This window comes from uncultured Ligilactobacillus sp., assembly GCF_948826705.1.
Classification (GTDB): domain Bacteria; phylum Bacillota; class Bacilli; order Lactobacillales; family Lactobacillaceae; genus Ligilactobacillus.
The window spans coordinates 1-15,644 of sequence record NZ_CAQLEL010000009.1; the positions used below are offsets into that span (position 1 = coordinate 1).

General features: G+C 37.9%; 15 protein-coding genes. 2 read left to right on the forward strand and 13 right to left on the reverse strand.

The genetic code is table 11. The features are described from left to right. Positions 1 to 129: 129 nt before the first annotated feature. The 6 genes from Q9Q35_RS00640 to Q9Q35_RS00665 all read right to left on the reverse strand — a co-directional run bounded on the left by Q9Q35_RS00640 (position 130) and on the right by Q9Q35_RS00665 (position 5,087). Complete coding sequence (locus Q9Q35_RS00640; RefSeq protein ID WP_304651689.1) at positions 130 to 396, reverse strand: YSIRK-type signal peptide-containing protein; 267 nt, start codon at positions 394 to 396, stop codon at positions 130 to 132. Positions 397 to 709: 313 nt separating this feature from the next. Beyond that, entirely contained in the window at positions 710 to 1,171 is a 462-nt protein-coding gene (locus tag Q9Q35_RS00645; protein ID WP_304651690.1) for a hypothetical protein, read from the reverse strand. A gap of 10 nt (positions 1,172 to 1,181) precedes the next feature. Continuing rightward, positions 1,182 to 2,183, reverse strand: a complete 1,002-nt coding sequence (locus tag Q9Q35_RS00650; protein WP_304651691.1) for a hypothetical protein — start codon at positions 2,181 to 2,183, stop codon at positions 1,182 to 1,184. 10 nt (positions 2,184 to 2,193) lie between these two features. Then, positions 2,194 to 3,066, reverse strand: a complete 873-nt coding sequence (locus Q9Q35_RS00655; protein ID WP_304651692.1) for an exonuclease SbcC — start codon at positions 3,064 to 3,066, stop codon at positions 2,194 to 2,196. A gap of 80 nt (positions 3,067 to 3,146) precedes the next feature. Further along, positions 3,147 to 3,866, reverse strand: a complete 720-nt coding sequence (locus Q9Q35_RS00660; RefSeq protein WP_304651693.1) for a hypothetical protein — start codon at positions 3,864 to 3,866, stop codon at positions 3,147 to 3,149. A 60-nt stretch (positions 3,867 to 3,926) separates the two neighbouring features. Next, positions 3,927 to 5,087: a hydroxymethylglutaryl-CoA synthase gene (locus Q9Q35_RS00665; RefSeq protein WP_304651711.1), complete on the reverse strand. Its 1,161-nt coding sequence runs from the start codon at positions 5,085 to 5,087 to the stop codon at positions 3,927 to 3,929. A 123-nt stretch (positions 5,088 to 5,210) separates the two neighbouring features. Between Q9Q35_RS00665 and Q9Q35_RS00670 the strand changes: the two genes are divergently transcribed. Continuing rightward, complete coding sequence (locus Q9Q35_RS00670; RefSeq protein ID WP_304651694.1) at positions 5,211 to 5,486, forward strand: acylphosphatase; 276 nt, start codon at positions 5,211 to 5,213, stop codon at positions 5,484 to 5,486. Positions 5,487 to 5,580: 94 nt separating this feature from the next. Next, positions 5,581 to 6,492, forward strand: coding sequence for a membrane protein insertase YidC (yidC, locus tag Q9Q35_RS00675; RefSeq protein WP_304651695.1), 912 nt, complete (start codon positions 5,581 to 5,583; stop codon positions 6,490 to 6,492). 36 nt (positions 6,493 to 6,528) lie between these two features. Here yidC and Q9Q35_RS00680 read toward each other — a convergent pair whose 3' ends face one another. From Q9Q35_RS00680 to Q9Q35_RS00710, 7 genes are all read right to left on the reverse strand, one after another. After that, the gene (locus Q9Q35_RS00680) at positions 6,529 to 8,052 is read right to left on the reverse strand and encodes a HAMP domain-containing histidine kinase (RefSeq protein WP_304651696.1); all 1,524 of its coding nucleotides are present in this window, start codon (positions 8,050 to 8,052) and stop codon (positions 6,529 to 6,531) included. After that, the gene (locus tag Q9Q35_RS00685) at positions 8,052 to 8,738 is read right to left on the reverse strand and encodes a response regulator transcription factor (protein WP_004048888.1); all 687 of its coding nucleotides are present in this window, start codon (positions 8,736 to 8,738) and stop codon (positions 8,052 to 8,054) included. The genes Q9Q35_RS00680 and Q9Q35_RS00685 overlap by 1 nt, the downstream gene beginning before the upstream one ends. Positions 8,739 to 8,997: 259 nt before the next feature. Beyond that, the gene (gene gndA, locus Q9Q35_RS00690) at positions 8,998 to 10,422 is read right to left on the reverse strand and encodes an NADP-dependent phosphogluconate dehydrogenase (RefSeq protein ID WP_304651697.1); all 1,425 of its coding nucleotides are present in this window, start codon (positions 10,420 to 10,422) and stop codon (positions 8,998 to 9,000) included. A gap of 80 nt (positions 10,423 to 10,502) precedes the next feature. Beyond that, positions 10,503 to 11,738: an ATP-dependent Clp protease ATP-binding subunit ClpX gene (gene clpX, locus Q9Q35_RS00695; RefSeq protein WP_304651698.1), complete on the reverse strand. Its 1,236-nt coding sequence runs from the start codon at positions 11,736 to 11,738 to the stop codon at positions 10,503 to 10,505. Between the two features lie 169 nt (positions 11,739 to 11,907). Next, positions 11,908 to 13,194 carry a trigger factor gene (gene tig / locus Q9Q35_RS00700; RefSeq protein WP_304651699.1) on the reverse strand — a complete coding sequence of 429 codons (1,287 nt, stop codon included), beginning with the start codon at positions 13,192 to 13,194 and terminating at the stop codon, positions 11,908 to 11,910. Positions 13,195 to 13,362: 168 nt separating this feature from the next. Beyond that, a complete protein-coding gene (gene tuf / locus Q9Q35_RS00705) occupies positions 13,363 to 14,550 on the reverse strand; it encodes an elongation factor Tu (RefSeq protein ID WP_010688796.1) in 1,188 nt (395 codons plus the stop codon). 205 nt (positions 14,551 to 14,755) lie between these two features. Then, complete coding sequence (locus tag Q9Q35_RS00710) at positions 14,756 to 15,640, reverse strand: hypothetical protein (RefSeq protein ID WP_304651700.1); 885 nt, start codon at positions 15,638 to 15,640, stop codon at positions 14,756 to 14,758. Between the last annotated feature and the right edge of the window lie 4 nt (positions 15,641 to 15,644).

The following is a 15,644-nucleotide window of genomic DNA, read 5'->3' on the forward strand; positions in this document are numbered from 1 at the left end:
TGTCATTACCCTCTTGTTAGGATATGGGAATACTAGCGTTGATGGTAGTAAATAAAATTAGGAAAGGAAAAGCTATATTTCTTTCTCAAATGTAATCATTTGATATATTTGATTACGTTTGTTCACGTTTTATATAGCAGCAACTGTATTTTCCTCTGGTGCTTCGGTTAAAGCTACTTTCGTCTCATTTTCAGTACTCTCAGTAAGCTGAGTCGTTTTTTCATCATTAGTTGCAGTATCGACCACATCTGCGTTAACAGCGTCTGCGTTCGAAAAAGCAAGTAAAGCCCCGACCATCACAGAGGCTACTCCTACATTTAACTTTTTGATTTTATACTTTGTTTTGCGTTGTGCCATTTTTTCAGAGCGAAGTTTTAGATTGTTTTTCGAACCCATAGCGTCCTCCTAAAATTAATATTTACTTAATATTTTTATCAATAAAAATTTAGCATATTAATTTTATTAAAACAATATAGTGAAAACATTTTGTGCAATTTTTGCGTTATTTTTCAACATTTTTAAATAATATTCCCATTGCATCTAATTTAAGTTCAAAAAATAGCTTGAGACTATGTCTATTTAGTCTTCAAAAATAGTTATTGTCATCAACGAAACATAAGGTAAAAAACCACCACAATGTTCTGTATCGTGATGGTTTCTTGCCTTATCTCATACTAAAATTGATTTAAATTTAAACGAATAAAATCATCTAACTTTTTCTCATATATAAATCTGCAAAACAGGATTCGATCATTTCAGGTGAATACTTCAAATCTGTTAAACCAAACTTGATAAAAATATTCCAAGCTCGTACTAAATACTCATTTCGACGTTCTAAATGAGATTTTAGGATCTGCTGTTGCAAGGTGAGGTAGACAGTCGCCTCAGAACGCGATCGCCATTTAGAAGCCAACTTTTCCTCTTGTTCTGGTGTCAATAATAGTAGATAGACCCATTTTTTGGTATTGGCAACACCTAAAAATGCAGCTAATACTTTGCAATATGCTTTCAAACAAGTCGTTTCATCTGCTTGACCTACCTTACTAAACAGTTCGGCCACTGCTATGCTTAGCTCACTGTAAACAAACTCATCTTTTTCTCTATTCAGATTTTGAAAATAATTCTTTGTATTGATCTGTCTTTGAATTTTAGCTAATTTTGTAATATCCATACGTTAGTCCTTAAAAAAATCTCTCATCTGATTTGATAGCTAGACTCGTCAAATTTTCTAAATACCAATCCTTAATAAACTCATACTGGTATAAAATATCGAACCAAGCTACTTTATGATCTTCATCATGGACCTTAATGACCCAACTTGCATTATTTAGATCATCATGTTCTGCTTGCCTCAAAATAGAAACAACAACATTATTCTTCAATTGCAAGACTGCACGACCACTTTCACCAGCTACTAACATATATCCTGCATCTGCACTGATGATAAAGAGTTTATCTAATGCCTCACGTGGCTCATCGGCTGAAAAGATTTGATAACTTGCATTATTAGAAGCATCAAGTAAGTTAAAATCAACATCAAAACCGTAATCCTCTTTAAAATACTTACCGATCGCAACTAAATATTCTTCAAAACGTTTTACAGTCTTATAATCAAATTTTTCACTATAATCAACAACTAATAGCTCAGTTAAAGCTTGACTATTAAAACGGATCAACTGACGCTTAAAGTTGATATAAAACAAACGCGCTCCAGTATTTTTATCGACGTAATATGCTCCTTCACGCATGTTCTCATCGATCTTAAATGTAAAGTAGCCTTCCATGTTTATTCCCGGAAACTCATGGTAAAGCTCATTTTGATGATCACTGGATTGCAAAATAACTTGCTCGTTTTGATGAAGTTGCAATAAACGATTCAAAAAGATCAAGTAATAGTCAGCCCTACTGTATTGCTGTGGGAAGATCAAATATGCTGTATCCAAGCGATAATCAGTCAACATCATAACTGATTCTAGCAAAACGTTTTTGTCATCAGTATTGATCAACTCATCCAAAACTTCGGTAAAGTGGATCCCTCGCTTAAGGCTTTCTTTTAATTGATCGTTATATGACATCAACCGCCCTGTTGTACTCAAAGAACCCGCATATGCACTGGGCTCTTCAGCATTTTTCTCCTTAGTTGGTTGAAATGTTTCCGTTGGTTTTTCATATTCTTTCGTCATTTTTGTTCACCTACTTTTGCTTAGCGATCAAATCTGCAATATAGTTACGGTATAATGCTGCGTTATGCGCTTCAAAGTTTTCAAAGCTACCAAATTTAGCTACGATGCTTTGTTTTTCATAGCCCATCAAAGTATCTTCTTTTGAAAGTGCTAAGACCTTTTCCTCATTTTCACGGATCTGACGGTACGCACTCCCCGCTTTTTCATCCAGTTCAGATAGATAGGATAATTCATCGATCAATTTTTGCTTAGATTCCTTGAGTTTTGAAGCTTCCCAAGGCATCACCTTTTCTTGTGATGTCCGTTTGATCTCTTGGCGAAGTTCATCTTTACGTTGATCACGCTCATTTTGACCATCGATCAATTCTTGTAACTCATCTGATTGTTGCGATAAGAGCGCGATCTGATCGCTATTCAAGCGTTTATTTTCACTTTCCAATGTAAAAGCACGTGCCAATTTTTGATATTCAGTTTCATTAAAATTGAATTTGACGTTTAATACATCTAACGTTCCAAATAATCGTCTCCCCCACCAATTTCCAAAGAAAAATTGATACTGTCCGATCGCAGTTTCTTCAAAATAGAAAAATGGGTACATCTCACATAAATAATCGATCAAGTTCTTACTCAAATAATCACTTATCTTAGCGTAACTATCACGTACAAGATGTTCATGGGTATCATCAACTTCAGCCCCATCTTGTTTTAAGATCTCAGTTGCATAACGTTTACCATCGATCAGCTGGTATACCAAACGATCATCTTGGTCTTGAACAGCTTTTTCAAAAGATTCTAGATAGGCCACTTTATTTAGAAGTGCCTTAGTCAAGCTTTTAGTTGCTTGTTTATGATCTGATAAACTAAGTTGATTTGGATTAGCCATAAGTATCTCCTCTATTTCGTAATTGCCCAGTTGAGAGCAAGATGTTCATAGCTCTATTGTTACAAAAAAACTTAAAATTATCAATTATCAGGGTTGAGTTCTTGCTTCATTATCTCATTTAACCTCTTTCTTAACCGCAACTGTTCCTCTAAATAGGCGCCTGTTATTTTATTATTGACTGTAACCGCTAATTTTTTTGGATGTAAAGCCATGATCTGCAGGCAGATCTGCTCATGATAGGCGCGGATCGGATCTTTATATTGTTTGTAATAGCGATGTTGCTTTTTACTGAGCTGTCTAAAATAATTAAAACGCTGACCATTACTCAATTTCAATAACTTATTTCCACCAAAAAAGAGATCTAATCTAGCTAAATTAGCTTTATCTGGTGGAGTTTGTTCGATAAAGTAAATAAAGTAACGACCTTTGTGTAAATAAACAATAAATCGTTGCTCAGGATCGATCTTTTGATTTACTATTACTCCTTGAATTAGTAAAAATTTCATTTTACCACTACAGATACCCATAAAAAGCTCAGGAAAAAAAGGCTGATTTTTCAAAAAGATCTCTTCAAGTAAAATAAAGGTGGCCTCTAACGTACACTCAAAAAACTCATTTGCCGTATTTTGCGCGCGATTGCGATATTTTGCACTTAATAATTTCTTACATTGTAAAAATGACATCTGGTCACAATTAGCAATAAATTCTGCGATCACATTCATACTGAGTTCCAAATAACGGTCGATCACTACTTGGGCCGACTTAGCTAAAACGATCTCTTCACTATTTTCAAACTTCATAAAAATAACCACCTTTCACTATCTATACTTTATAGATACGCAAAAGGTGGTCCTTATGATTTATTTTTTCAAATATTGTCGTTTAAAATCTTTGATCCCAGCTAACACGAATTTAGCAGGATCTTTTGAAGTATCAAGTTTTCGATCATGATCATCTGTTAAGATCGCTGTAAAGATCTGTTCATACTCAGCAACACTAACTTCTGTCCGCATCTCTAACATTTCAGAAGTTTGGTAAGTAAGGGCTTCTTTATAATTAGGCTGTAAGCGCCCTGAGAAAAACTCACCTTGAGCCCCAGAACCGTAGCTAAAAAAGCCTAGCCGATCTCCGGCTTTTAATGTATCGGTATTCTCTAAAAGAGATAACAAGCTCAAATATAACGAGCCAGTATATAGATTTCCAGTTACCATATTATACTTGCGACTTGCTTCAAATTCAGTGTAATAATGACTGGCTATCATCGGATCAACATCTTCTAAGGCCTTACGCAGACCTTTTAACCCCTGTTTAGTGTATGGCAAATGGAACAATAGCGCTGAAAAATCAGTTAACTTAAGACCCGTCTTTGCTAAATAGTCTTGATAGACTTTCTCAAAAAATTCTAGATAAATATTAGCCGAAAACTTACCGTCGACTTTAGCCTCAGTTTGGGAAAGCGGGCGCCAAAAATCCATAACATCTTTAGCATAATACGCACTTTTTGCCTCTAAGGTAACAAGTTTAGGATCTTTAGAAACTAACATTGCCACTGCACCACCACCTTGTGTCGGTTCACCCGGTGTCTTCAAGCCATAGCGGGCAATGTCACTTCCGATCACTAGCACTTTTTTATCTGGAGCTAAAGCAATATGCCCCTTGGCTAACTGTAAGCCAGCAGTTGCCGCATAACAAGCTTGTTTCAATTCGATCGTTCTGATCTCATGAGATAGCCCCAACAGTTCACTAACGTAAGCTGCGGCTGATTTAGAGTTGTCTACTCCTGATTCCGTAGCAACTATCACTAGATCGATCGCTTCTTTATCTTCTACTGTCAAGATCTTAATAGCGGCATTAGCTGCTAAGGTCACTGCATCTTGTGTCGGTGGGATAACCGCCATTTTGGTTTGACCGATCCCGATCAAATATTTATTTGGATCTTCATTTCGTGCTTGAGCTAGTTTAGCCATGTCTACATACAAATGTGATGTAAAAAAGCCAATCTTATCGATCCCAATTTTCATTTTCATCGCACCTCTCACTACTGATTGTTCACTCTATAAGTTTAGCGAAGTTATTATTTTTTAGCAAATTTCTTTCCTGTAGTATAATATAGCTAGAAATATCTTACGAAAGGAATGGGATAATTGGCAGCAATCAGTTTAGAAGTACACGGTATCGTTCAAGGAGTTGGCTTTCGTTATATGACTAAGATCTTAGCTGATCAGATCGGAGTCACTGGTAAAGTTTTAAATAAAAATGATGGCTCTGTTTACATTGAAGCACAAGGTGACCCCGAAAAGCTTTCTGCCTTTATCGAAGGCGTCAAAGCTTCGCCTACCCCAGCAGGGCGCGTTGATCGTGTCATTCTCAAATCGATCCCAGAAAATAGCTATACGCGTTTTAGCGTGGCATATATGTAACTCACGGTTCTTGCGGATTATACATTGAAATATCGCTTTTTTTCCAGTATAGTTAATAACGATACCTTTATTCATAAGTGAAAGGAATTGACCTATGAAAAACAAAAAATTATTAACTATTGCTGCGATCATGGCTTCAGCAATGTTATTTCTGAGTGGTTGTGTCCAACACACCGCCTCGGGTAAGCCCTATGGTTTTGTCTATGATAACTTAGCAGTGCCAACTCAACATGTTTTAGTTTGGCTGTCACAGATCTTAGGTAATAGTTTAGGATGGGCGATCATCGTGATCACTTTCATCGTCCGATTAGTCTTGATGCCGATCATGATCAAGCAGTCTAAAAATGCTACGATCCAACAAGAAAAGATCGCTCACATCAAACCGTTGATGGAAGACATTACCAAGCGTCAAAAAGAAGCCACTAGCGATGCAGAAAGAATGGCGATCAACCAAGAAATGATGCAGCTTTACCGCGATAATAACATTTCAATGACTGGCGGGATCGGCTGTTTGCCACTTTTGATCCAAATGCCGATCTTTGCTGCACTTTATGCTGCGATCCAGTATTCACCTGAGTTATCGCAATCCTACTTCTATGGGATCAACCTCGGACAGCGGAGTTTCACCCTAGTTGCTCTTTCCTTTGTCGTTTATGCACTTCAAGGATGGTTATCGACTCTAGGTGTACCGGAAGCACAACGAGCTCAAATGCGTCAAATGATGATCATTAGTCCACTGATGATCACTTTCATGACTTACATCTCTCCTGCTGGTTTGGGGCTTTATTTCTTTGTCGGTGGGATCTTTGCATGTATTCAAACTTTGATCATCAATTATATGCGTCCCCGCATTAGAAAAGAAGTCTTGGCAGATCTAAAGAAAAATCCAGTTAAGCAACCTAAAAAAGTAGTTACTGAGGCTAAAGAAACCACAATTGAGTCATCGACTACTCCAATTACTTCTAAAAAGAAGCGCAATGCTGGTAAACAAAATCGTCATAAATAAAAAATAGGTTTTTCCAAAGCTGGAAAAACCTATTTTTTATTTATCTTTATTTTTAACTAAGGGTAGGGAAACACGAAAGACCGACCCCTGTCCCACAGCACTTTCAACGACTAGTTTACCGTGATATCCCTCGATCAAACGCCGCGCGATCGAAAGCCCTAGGCCATTACCGCCTTTATCTCGACTTCGTGCTTTATCAACACGATAGAAACGGTCAAAGATCCGATCGATATTTTCTTGCGAGATCCCTTCGCCAAAATCTTGGATCACGATATCAATATCGTTGATGTTTTTAGATAATGTCATATGGACCTCTTTGCGTTCACGTGAATACTTGACCGCATTATCCATCAAAATGATCAAAACTTGTTCTAAGTGATTACGATAGATCTGAACATTAGTGATATCTTTAAGATCATTATCTAGTACAAAGGTAAAGTCTGGATGGATCATCTGGAAGTTATTGAACACCTGTAAACCGACTTCCTTGGCATCTGTGATCTCCTTACCAAATTGGATCTCAACTTGTTCAGCCCGAGAAAGATCTAACATTTCTTGAACTAAACTCTTCATCCGAGCGATCTCTTGTAAGGAAGCCTCGATCGATTCATCTAAGACTGCTGGGTCATCTTTGCCCCAACGCTTCAAAAGAGATAGATGTCCTTGAATGATCGCAACTGGTGTCCGAAGTTCATGCGAAACATCTTCCACGAATTGCTGTTGTTGTTCGATATACCGTTGCATTCGATCGAGCATCTTATTAAATAGACGCCCTAATTCGGCCAATTCATCTTCATGCTTAAGTTCGGGCACACGTAAATTAGCTAAAGCATCACTTTCATCATCACCATTTATCTTACCGATCGTGTCATTTATCAGGTCGATCGGCCCTAATAGCCAAGACGATAAGCCATAACTGAGTAAAGCGATCCCGATCGCAGCGATCAAAGAGAACACTAAAAAGATCAAGATCAATTTGCGCCTAGTCTGATCGTAATTGACCAGATCATTAGTAACTTGAACATATCCGATCAGATGCTTATCTCTCTCAGAAAAAACTTTCTTTCCTAAAACCAAAACATTATACGCAGATGTATGTTTGATCTTGCTTTCCTCAGTTAATTCAGCCTGCTCAAACTTTACAGGCACATCTCGTGAAGCAAAAACCATTTCGTTTGAAAGGTTGTAGACACTGATACTGATATTTTCACGTGTCAGTGAGGTATAAAATGAACTTGAATAAAGTGTCTGTAATTCTTTTATGTTCCGTTCATTATGCACTCGCAAACTCAATGAATGTTCAGCTCGATCTTGCGTCAATTCTTTAGTATTAGTCGCTAAACTCTCAACGGCTGTATCCAACGCTTCTTGTGCATATTGTTTTTCTTGATTTAGCAATAGACTCGAAAAACTTTGAAAAAGTAGGACTGAAAAAACAGCAAAAATCAGCAAAACTCCGATCCCAGTACCAACCGACCATTTTAGCTTAAGTGAGAAGAATGGTTTTGCATGACTATCTTTTAGCTGTTTTTTATGCAAAATAGCCTTTCGAATACACATTAGGAACGCATTACATAGCCGGTTCCACGTACAGTTTGGATATAGCTATCTTCACCTGGACGATCGATCTTATTACGTAAGTAGCGAATATAAACATCCACAACATTGGTTTCGATCTGTGATTCATAACCCCAAACTTCTTTTAATAACACATCACGGGCTAAAACTACATTGACATTTTCCATCAATGTCAATAACAATTCATATTCACGCTTTGTCAATTCAATGATCTCATCACCACGACGTACAACACGATTTTCTTTTTCGATCACAAGATCACGATAACTTACGGTTGTTTGCTTAGATGAATTATATTCACTTTCAAGATCAACTCGACGCAACACTGCACGTAAACGAGCTAATAATTCTTCGATCGCAAATGGCTTGATCACATAATCGTCTGCTCCATGATCTAAACCAGATACACGGTCGATCACAGAATCACGAGCTGTCATCATGATAATTGGGGTGTTTTTAACTTGGCGTACACGACGGCATACTTCAAGACCATTCAAGTCAGGAAGCATCAAATCAAGTAAGATGGCATCCCATTCTTCGCTCAAAGCTACTTCTAAACCAGTCCGACCACTCTCACAAGCATAAGTTTCATATCCTTCATGCTTTAATTCAAGTTCAACGAAATGAGCCAAATTTTCTTCGTCTTCGATGATAAGTATCTTACTCATTATTCCACACTCCTAAATCTTGTTGTTAAATTTTTTATTATTTATTTAATGATAACATACTTAATTCTAACATTGATGTCATCAATAAGTATACATTAATTTTACCTTAAGAAAGATTAATTATAGCATACTTCTTATTATCTTGCCACCCAGCATTAAATTTGGATATTTAATTATAATTTTTTAGGTAATAATCATGCTTGATTTTTTGCCTAAAAAAGGGGATACGCTCAATCCGTACCCCCTTTTGCTGACTAGTTTATTCTTCGTGATACCATTCGTAGTGGTAATTACCTTCTTTGTCGACACGTTCATAAGTATGTGCCCCAAAGTAATCACGTTGTGCTTGGATCAAGTTTGCTGGTAAAACAGCTGACCGATATTGATCGTAGTAAGTAATTGCACTAGTAAAGCCTGGGCAAGGTACCCCCGCTTGAATAGCTAAAGCAGCTACTTCTCTGACCGCAGCTTGATACTTAGCTGTGACCTCAGTAAAGTATGGATCAAGCATCAAGTTCTTCAATTCTGGTTCCTTATCAAATGCATCTGTGATCTTTTGCAAAAATTGTGCCCGAATGATACAACCTTCACGCCAGATCTTAGCTAAAGAGCCATAATCCAAATTCCAGTCATATTTTTCAGAGGCAAAGCGCATTTGTTCAAATCCTTGAGCATAGCTGACGATCTTGCTAAAGTAAAGCGCTTGGCGGATCTTTTCAACAATTTCTTTTTTATCAAGCTTTTTAGCATCAAATGCTTTTGGTTTAGCTAAAACTTCACTTGCTTCTACGCGTTCATCTTTAAGAGCAGAGATATAACGTGCGTAAACAGATTCGGTGATCAATGATTGTGGGACCCCCAATTCAAGGGCGCTTTGTGAACTCCACTTACCAGTTCCCTTATTGCCCGCACGATCTAAGATCACATCAACGATCGGTTTATCAGTACCTTCATCATCTTTACGAGTCAAAATATCAGCTGTAATATCGATCAAGTAGCTATCAAGCTCACCATTTTTCCATTCATGGAAGATATCAGCGATCTCATCAACTGAAAGACCTAGCAAGTTACGCAATAAGTTATAACTTTCAGCGATAAGTTCCATATCACCGTATTCGATCCCATTGTGGACCATCTTAACGTAATGACCAGCCCCATTAGGTCCAATATAAGTTACACATGCTTCACCATCATCCGCCTTAGCAGCGATCTGATCTAAAATAGGCGCCACAAGATCATATGCTTCTTTTTGTCCACCTGGCATCAATGAAGGACCTTCTAAGGCACCCTTTTCACCACCAGAAACACCCATACCGATAAAGTTGATCCCTGAATTATCTAATTCAGCGTTACGACGCATGGTGTCTTCAAAGAAAGTATTCCCACCATCGATCAAAACATCGCCTTTATCAAGGTAAGGTAAGAGACTCTTGATCGTTGCATCTGTTGGCGCACCAGCCTTGACCATCAAAATGATCCGACGTGGTTTTTCTAATGAATCAACAAAGTCTTTGATCGTATAACTTGGAACTAAATTTTTATCTGGATGATCGGCAACAACTTGCTCAGTCTTTGAACCAGTACGATTAAAGATCGCAACTTTATAGCCACGACTTTCGATATTCAAAGCCAAGTTCTTACCCATAACAGCCATACCGACAACACCGATTTGTGCTTTACTCATATCCAACTTAACCTCCTAAAATTCCTACTGCACTTAATTTTACCAAAATTGCCTAAGATTTTAAAGACGCTTACTAAAAATTAGGCTTTCATCACTAAGGTAGGTTCTGCTTCACCTAAAACTGTATCTTTTGAAATGATAACTTTTTCGATCTCTTTATTACTTGGGACCTCAAACATGATATCACGCATCGTAGCTTCAATGATCGAGCGCAAACCACGTGCTCCCGTATTACGTTCGATCGCTAAGTGAGCAACTTCACGTAAAGCATCTTCTTCAAATTCGAGTTTTACCCCGTCAAATTCAAGTAACTTGCTGTATTGCTTGACTAAAGCATTCTTAGGTTCAGTCAAGATCCGAACTAGATCATCTTCAGAAAGCTTTTCAAGTGCCGTCAAGATCGGCAAACGTCCGATAAATTCTGGGATCAAGCCAAATTTCAAGAGGTCTTCAGGAATGATCTGTTGCATAATGCTCTTAGATTCATCATAGTTTTGCTTGCTATCAGCGCCAAAACCGATCGTCTTATCTCCTAAACGGTTCTTAACAATAGTTTCGATACCGTCAAAAGCCCCGCCTACGATAAACAAGATATTTGTTGTATCGATTTGGATAAATTCTTGTTGTGGATGCTTTCTGCCCCCTTGTGGTGGAACATTAGCAACTGTCCCTTCCAATATCTTCAAGAGTGATTGTTGAACGCCCTCACCCGAAACATCACGGGTGATCGAGACATTTTCACTCTTCTTAGCTATCTTATCGATCTCATCAATATAAACGATCCCTCTTTGAGCCCGTTCAACGTCATAATCTGCATTTTGCAAAAGCTTCAACAAGATATTTTCAACGTCTTCACCAACATAGCCCGCTTCTGTCAATGTCGTAGCATCAGCGATCGTAAATGGGACATTTAAGATCTTAGCTAAGCTTTGTGCTAAAAATGTCTTACCTGAACCAGTAGGCCCTACAAGACAAATATTGCTCTTTTGTAATTCCGTATCATCGTCAGCAGTGTCAAATGAAGCATTGATCCGCTTATAGTGGTTATACACCGCTACTGCCAAAGTCTTTTTAGCCTGTTCTTGTCCGATAACATATTGATTTAAAATATCAACGATCTCTTTTGGTGTCGGTACATCAGTAAATTCATCTTTGACATTAGCTTTATTTTCTTCGTTGATGATCGTTTGGGCTAATTCGACGCATTCATTACATATATACACGCCAGGGCCCGAGATCATACTTTTAACTTGCCGCTCAGATTTGCCACAAAAAGAGCAAACTGCGGGTTCGTTTGGATCTGTATTTTCGTACATCTAAATCACCTTTATCTAATAATTACTTATATTCTATCAGACATTGCTACTAAAAACTAATACTTACTTTTTATTTATCAGGTGAATGGATAAATTTAGGGATCGCAACAGATAAATTCCGCTGCGATCCCTAAAATCACAAGATTAAATTGATATTGTCACTCAAGTATTAAACTTGTTTTGCAGAATCTGTCATTTCTTTAACGACTTTTCTGATAGCAATGTCATGATTCAACATGTCATCTGAAAGAGCTGAACGAACTGCAGCTTCTTCCATGCCGTATTGTGCAGCTAATTCTTTGATCTCTGCATCGATCTCTTCTTCAGAAGCTTTGATGTCTTCAGCAGCTACGATAGCTTCTAAGACAAGGTTTGTCTTAACACGCTTTTGTGCACCACTTTCAAATTGCTTGTGCAAGTCTTCTTCAGAAGAACCTGTGAGTTTGTAGTACATATCAGCACTGATACCTTGTTGTTGCAAACCAGCTAAGTATTGATCCATTTGACGGTGTACATCTTCTTCGATCATTGCACCTGGGATCTCACCGATTTCAGCATTTTCAACTGCTTTATCGATAACTTCTTCTTGGATAGCTTCTTTTGCAGCGTTTTGTTTTTGTGCTTCAAGACGTTCACGTGTCTTAGCTTTCAATTCAACTAAAGTATCAACTTCTTCGTCAACGTCTTTAGCAAATTCATCGTCAAGTTCAGGTAATTCTTTAGTCTTAACTTCGTGGATCGTTGTTTCAAAGACTGCATCTTTACCCTTAAGATCTTCAGCATGGTATTCTTCTGGGAACGTTACGTTAACTTCCACTGTTTCACCAGCTTTATGACCAACTAATTGTTCTTCAAAACCTGGGATAAATGTGTTTGAGCCAAGTTCAAGAGAGTAGTTTTCACCCTTGCCACCATCAAAAGCAACACCGTCAACTTTACCTTCAAAGTCGATAACAACTGTGTCACCTTCAGCAGCTGGTTGATCTTCTTTCAACACTAATTCAGCTTGTTGTTCTTGTAATTTCTTGATTTCAGCATCAACTTCTTTTTCAGTAACTTCTGTTGATTGTGCTTTAACTTCAAGATCTTTGTATTGACCCAATTTAACTTCTGGTTCGACCGTAACTTTAGCAGTCAAGACCCATGTAGAATCTTTTTCCATTGATTCAACGTCGATCTCTGGTTGTGCTACTGGCTTGATGTTTGATTCTGCTACAGCATTAGCATAAGCTTCAGGTAATACAGCGTTCAAAGCATCTTGGTAAAGTGATTCTTCGCCAAACATTTTGTTAAAGATCTGACGAGGAACCTTACCCTTACGGAAGCCAGGCACGTTTAAAGTTTTCTTGACACGGTTAAATGCTGTGTCTAAACCTTCCTTGATTTTTGCAGGTTCGATTTCAAAGGTCAACTTACCATTGTTTGTACCTTCTTCTTTTTCCCATTTTACAGACATTATTTTCCCTCCGAGTAAAATAGTTTGTACAATTTACTGAGTAATTGCATACTAACTAAGTTTAACTTAGAAAGCTTTAAATGTAAATGTTTATAGTACAAAAAGTCGATTTTTTAGACAAAAAAGGCTTGGGATAACCCCAAGCCTTCTTCAATATTCAAAAGAATATTAGTCGTCGATTTCAGAAACGACACCAGCACCAACTGTACGGCCACCTTCACGAACTGTGAATTTAAGACCTTTTTCGATAGCAACTGGAGCGATCAATTCAACGGAGAATGTTACGTTATCGCCAGGCATAACCATTTCTACACCTTCAGGCAATTCGATAACACCTGTAACGTCTGTTGTGTGGAAATAGAATTGTGGACGGTAGTTTGAGAAGAATGGAGTATGACGGCCACCTTCTTCTTTTGTCAAGACGTAAACTTCACCCTTGAACTTCTTGTGTGTTTGGATCGAACCTGGTTTTGCAAGAACTTGACCACGTTCGATTTGTGTACGGTCAACACCACGAAGCAATGCACCGATGTTGTCACCAGCTTCACCTTCGTCAAGTGTCTTACGGAACATTTCAACACCTGTAACAGTTGTCTTAAGAACATCGTCTTTCAAACCAACGATTTCAACTTCATCGCCGACTTTAACGATACCACGATCGATACGACCAGAAGCAACAGTACCACGACCTGTGATCGTAAATACGTCTTCAACTGGCATCAAGAATGGCTTGTCTGTTGGACGTTCTGGTGTTGGGATGTATTCATCAACTGTATCCATCAATTCAAGGATCTTCTTCTTAGCATCTTCATCGTCTTCCAATGCTTTAAGAGCAGAACCACGAATAACAGGAATATCATCACCAGGGAAATCGTATTCGCTCAATAAGTCGCGAACTTCCATTTCAACCAAGTCTAATAATTCTTCGTCGTCAACCAAGTCACACTTGTTCAAGAATACAACGATGTATTCAACACCAACTTGGCGAGCAAGCAAGATGTGTTCACGTGTTTGTGGCATAGGACCATCAGTTGCAGCAACAACTAAGATAGCACCGTCCATTTGAGCAGCACCAGTGATCATGTTCTTAACGTAGTCAGCGTGTCCTGGCGCATCGATATGTGCGTAGTGACGGCCTTCTGTTTCGTATTCAACGTGTGCTGTGTTGATTGTGATACCACGTTCACGTTCTTCTGGAGCAGCATCGATAGAAGCGTAATCTTCAGCTTGAGCTAAACCTTTTTCAGATAAAACCTTTGTGATAGCTGCTGTTAAAGTTGTTTTCCCATGGTCAACGTGTCCAATTGTACCGATGTTTACATGGGGTTTTGTTCTTTCGTAATGTTCTTTTGCCATTAATAGAACCTCCTGTAATTTTGCAAAGAAAATCTGCAATCCTGCCGATAATCCTTTAAATTTTATTATACTACTTTCAGTCAAGAATGCCAAGCAATTTATTACTCGGGTTCCTTCTAAACTGAAAACCTTGAATTATTATATAGTCACTATTGATTTTTGTAAATACTAAAATCCAATTTTTTAAAAAAATATTTGAAATTAGTTAAACCATCCACTGTGCTAGACTATTTTCCAAAGCTTGCGCAAATTCATTTTCTTGTGCTTCTAAGTCTGATTTTCCTAATAATACCGCATAAAGTTTCTCTGGATCAGCATATGGGGCTGTCAATTTTGGATAAAGCAGTTGCAATTTTAATTTTAATTCCGCTAAGATCTGAGCTTTTTGGCCTGCAGCATATTCAGGGTCGGCTTCTAGCAAAGCAACTAAGCGCTGATACATTACGTAATCATCTAATTCCTTTAGATCACCTGGAACAAAATCTTGTTTTTCCCCCGTAAATAACAGATATGTGACTGCTTTTTCACTTCCAAGATAACGCAATTCATCTAAGATAGCAGCTCTGACCAACGGATGTACATCTTCATCTATTAGATCAGCACTAACACTTTCCACAAATTCAGCAATAGTCAACCTTCCCGAAGCTTCAAAAACTTGGCGTTGCTCCAAAATATCGAGCGCACCTAAATGCTTCAATTTTTTAGTCAAAGTATCCACGTCAGTTTGCGTCCTTACAGTCGCCAAAGTTTGGTCAAACAAGCGTGTGAAGTTATCTTTTTCTTTAGCCGACATAAATCCACCCATCAAATTTAAGGTCATCTCGATCTTTCTGACCTTACCAGCATAGATCATCTCTGTTACATATTCTGTCAATTTTTGATCATCTCGTAAATAATCTAGCAGATAATCTTCAGCCAATAAACTTGCCATTTCATGATCTCTCAACTCTTTGAGTGCTGTAAAGAGCAAATAATTTACTTTAAATGTTTTTTTAGCTTGATACGCTTGTAATAGTAATTCCTTAGCCTGTAAAAAATCACCCTTTTCTAAAGCAGTACAACCAGTTTTATATAATTCTTCTTGTTCCATCGTT

Excerpts from the sequence above, each read along its gene's own strand:
- Q9Q35_RS00685 (WP_004048888.1), bottom strand. The coding sequence starts at position 8,738 with ATGAGTAAGATACTTATCATCGAAGACGAAGAAAATTTGGCTCATTTC.
- Q9Q35_RS00655 (WP_304651692.1), bottom strand. The coding sequence starts at position 3,066 with ATGGCTAATCCAAATCAACTTAGTTTATCAGATCATAAACAAGCAACT.
- gndA (WP_304651697.1), bottom strand. The coding sequence starts at position 10,422 with ATGAGTAAAGCACAAATCGGTGTTGTCGGTATGGCTGTTATGGGTAAG.
- Q9Q35_RS00645 (WP_304651690.1), bottom strand. The coding sequence starts at position 1,171 with ATGGATATTACAAAATTAGCTAAAATTCAAAGACAGATCAATACAAAG.
- Q9Q35_RS00665 (WP_304651711.1), bottom strand. The coding sequence starts at position 5,087 with ATGAAAATTGGGATCGATAAGATTGGCTTTTTTACATCACATTTGTAT.
- Q9Q35_RS00660 (WP_304651693.1), bottom strand. The coding sequence starts at position 3,866 with ATGAAGTTTGAAAATAGTGAAGAGATCGTTTTAGCTAAGTCGGCCCAA.
- clpX (WP_304651698.1), bottom strand. The coding sequence starts at position 11,738 with ATGTACGAAAATACAGATCCAAACGAACCCGCAGTTTGCTCTTTTTGT.
- Q9Q35_RS00710 (WP_304651700.1), bottom strand. The coding sequence starts at position 15,640 with ATGGAACAAGAAGAATTATATAAAACTGGTTGTACTGCTTTAGAAAAG.
- tuf (WP_010688796.1), bottom strand. The coding sequence starts at position 14,550 with ATGGCAAAAGAACATTACGAAAGAACAAAACCCCATGTAAACATCGGT.
- Q9Q35_RS00650 (WP_304651691.1), bottom strand. The coding sequence starts at position 2,183 with ATGACGAAAGAATATGAAAAACCAACGGAAACATTTCAACCAACTAAG.
- yidC (WP_304651695.1), top strand. The coding sequence starts at position 5,581 with ATGAAAAACAAAAAATTATTAACTATTGCTGCGATCATGGCTTCAGCA.
- tig (WP_304651699.1), bottom strand. The coding sequence starts at position 13,194 with ATGTCTGTAAAATGGGAAAAAGAAGAAGGTACAAACAATGGTAAGTTG.
- Q9Q35_RS00680 (WP_304651696.1), bottom strand. The coding sequence starts at position 8,052 with ATGTGTATTCGAAAGGCTATTTTGCATAAAAAACAGCTAAAAGATAGT.
- Q9Q35_RS00640 (WP_304651689.1), bottom strand. The coding sequence starts at position 396 with ATGGGTTCGAAAAACAATCTAAAACTTCGCTCTGAAAAAATGGCACAA.